Origin of the sequence: Oerskovia rustica (assembly GCF_014836555.1) — a bacterium.
GTDB lineage: Bacteria > Actinomycetota > Actinomycetes > Actinomycetales > Cellulomonadaceae > Oerskovia > Oerskovia rustica.
The window spans coordinates 1-2,788 of sequence record NZ_JACSQQ010000072.1; the positions used below are offsets into that span (position 1 = coordinate 1).

General features: G+C 68.4%; 3 protein-coding genes. 2 read left to right on the forward strand and 1 reads right to left on the reverse strand.

Annotated features, from left to right (window positions below; all coding sequences use genetic code 11):
• The first annotated feature begins 553 nt into the window (after positions 1 to 553).
• Both H9652_RS19440 and H9652_RS19445 read left to right on the forward strand, forming a co-directional pair.
• Positions 554 to 1,372, forward strand: a complete 819-nt coding sequence (locus tag H9652_RS19440) for a TrmH family RNA methyltransferase (RefSeq protein WP_191798453.1) — start codon at positions 554 to 556, stop codon at positions 1,370 to 1,372.
• A 74-nt stretch (positions 1,373 to 1,446) separates the two neighbouring features.
• On the forward strand, positions 1,447 to 2,004 hold the full coding sequence (locus H9652_RS19445; RefSeq protein ID WP_191798456.1) for an HAD domain-containing protein: 558 nt from the start codon (positions 1,447 to 1,449) through the stop codon (positions 2,002 to 2,004).
• An 11-nt stretch (positions 2,005 to 2,015) separates the two neighbouring features.
• Here the strand turns inward: H9652_RS19445 and H9652_RS19450 are convergent, their stop codons facing one another.
• Positions 2,016 to 2,360, reverse strand: a complete 345-nt coding sequence (locus H9652_RS19450) for a putative quinol monooxygenase (protein ID WP_191798458.1) — start codon at positions 2,358 to 2,360, stop codon at positions 2,016 to 2,018.
• Positions 2,361 to 2,788 lie beyond the last annotated feature (428 nt).

The window sequence follows — 2,788 nt, forward strand, 5'->3', positions numbered from 1 at the left end:
GGGAGAGTAGGTCGCCGCCGGACAACCATTCACCAAAGGCCCACCCCAACAGGGGTGGGCCTTTGGCATACCCGGACCCCATCACCCCGCCGCGACGCCCACGACCGGAATCGCCGGAACCTCAGCCCCGGACGCCATCAGGTGTCGCGGGGCTCGTCTGCTTTCCGGCTCTCGCCTCGTGCGCTGTCACCGTCATGGTGGAACGCTGTCGGCGGCATGTCCTTCGGGGGGCGTCGTGGACGGGCACGTGTGCGGAGTCGTCGGGCGTGAGGGGGCCCACCGTCGCGCGTGACGGGTGAGGTGCGCTCGCGCCGGCTGGTGGGCCTCGCCGTCGGGCCGTGCTGATGTCACGACTGGCTGTTGTGTGCTGGCACGACGCACGCCCGGTCCAGTCCGTTCCGGCGGCGCGGGATGTTCCCGGACTGCTGCTGCCCCGAGAGCTCATGCCGTTGCAGGCCCCGCAGGCAAGGTGCTCGCCGTGCGCCGTGCGACGAGCCGGTAGCCTTCGAGTCAGGCGGCGGACCCAGATGCTGCCAGGTCTCCGGAGGAACACGTGGTCACCCGCATCAGCGCCCGCAATGCTCGATTCCAGGTGCTGCAGACGCTCCTGTCCAACCGCTCCAAGCGTCACCGTGCAGGAGAGTTCATCGTGCAGGGTGTCCGGCCGGTCAACCTGGCGATCGAGCACGGGTGGGAGCTCCGTTCGCTGCTGTACGACGCCGACCGGTCCCTCTCGCCCTGGGCACGGGACCTGCTCGCGTCGCAGCCGAACGCCGAGAAGATCGCGATGTCGGCCGACCTGCTGGCCGAGCTCAGCGAGAAGACCGAGGGCGGGGCTGAGCTGCTGGCCGTCGTCGGCATGGCTCCCGACGACCTCACGCGGATTCCGGTGCCTCAGGACTTCCTGGGCCTGGTGTTCGACCGCCCCACGCAGCCTGGCAACATCGGGTCGATCATCCGCTCAGCGGACGCCCTCGGCGCGCACGGCATGATCACCACCGGGCACGCCGCAGACGCGTACGACCCGAAGTCCGTCCGTGCCTCGACGGGTTCCTTCTTCGCCGTGCCGACGGTGCGGGCCGCGTCCCCCCACGACGTCATGGAGTGGGTCGAGGGCCAGCGTTCGGCCGGTGTGCCGATCGTGGTAGCGGCGACGGACGAGGACGGCGACGCGGAGATCTCGGCGTTCGACCTGACTCAGCCTGTGCTGCTCCTCGTCGGCAACGAGACCGCGGGGCTGTCCCGCGCATGGCGCGACGCTGCGGACGTCACGCTCAGCATCCCGATGGCCGGCTCGGCCAGCTCGCTCAACGCGGCGAACGCCGCCTCGATCGTGCTCTACGAGGCACGCCGCCAACGTTCGGCGAGATAGCAGTCACCACCTGCGCGGGGGCCGTGCCCGTCTCGGGACGGCGTCCGACACACCGGTTCCTCGACGGTGCGCAGGTGACCGCCGCATCGCGTCCGATCCGGTTCCTCGACGTCGACGGGACGCTGCTCCCGTTCGGCGGCCCGGAGATGCCACGTGTTCCGGGGCCTCCTGAGTCCTGGACGGCGGCGTCGAATCCTCACCTTGCGCGTGTCGATCGTGCACTCTGCCCGCTGTTGTCCGGTCTGGGCTGCGAACTGATGTGGGCGACCGCGTGGATGCACGGTGCCAACGAGGTGATCGCGCCGTTGCTCGATCTGCCGCACCTACGGGTGGCTGACCTTCCTGCCTACGACGGTGACCAGGGGGTGGACGACCTGCAGTGGAAGACGAAGGCGCTGGTTCGCGTCGCGGACGGGCGCCCGTTCGTCTGGGTCGATGACGTTCTCGGGGATGCCGATCAGAGGTGGATCGAGAGGGTGCACCCTGCCGGGGCGCTGTTGCACAGGGTCGACCCGACGGTGGGGATGACCGTCACGGACGTCGACAGGATCGTCACCTGGTTGCGGGGGGTCCGTCGCCCGTTGACGAGGGGCGAGCGTCGGAGACCAGTGCGCCCCGCGTTGCCCGTCTGAGCGGACGCGTCCTAGAGAACGCGTCGGTAGAGCTCGCCGGGCGCGGCCGTCTCGAGCTGCTCGAGCTCCGCGACGAGCCGCACGAAGTGTTCCGTCCGGGTGTGTGCGTCGAGATGATCCTGCGACTCCCACTCCTCGACGAGGACGAAGCGGGTCGAGTCGTCCACGCGCTGGAGGAGCTCGTACGACAGGCAGCCGGCCTCCCGCCTGGTCGCGTCGACCAGCTCGCGATAGACCTCGAGCGCACGAGCCTGGTGCCGTTCGTCGACCGTGCAGGGAACCAGCACACGCACGGGAACACCATCACCCGGGCGGTGGGCGAGGGACGGACGAACGGTGTCGCTGGAGAGGCTCATGACCCGACGGTACCGGGGCGGCCGGGGAGGTTCGTCGGTTGCGCCGGGCCGTAGAAGTACCACTGACGACCTGCCGTAGCGCGGTGACCGGGGTCACGGGGCACGGGTTTGACCGTTGGGCCCCGACCACCGTAATGTTCTCTGAGTCAGCCCGGCAGGGAGGAACAGACACCACTGCGAAGCTCCTCGGAGCCGCCGCGAAGTGGCTGGATCCCCCGGGTGAACCACACTTTCTGAAGACTCCTGGGGATTCTTGTTTCCTTGAGGAGTAGGGAATGTGGTCGGCTTGTGCGGCTCACTTCACGAGAAATCGCGAGGTAGGAAAGCCCCGGAAAGTCTGATAAGATTAACAAGTTGCCCCGAGTGAAGGCCCCTGGTGGGTTGGAGTCGGTGCGTGTCGGTTGCTTGAGAACTCAACAGTGTGCTTG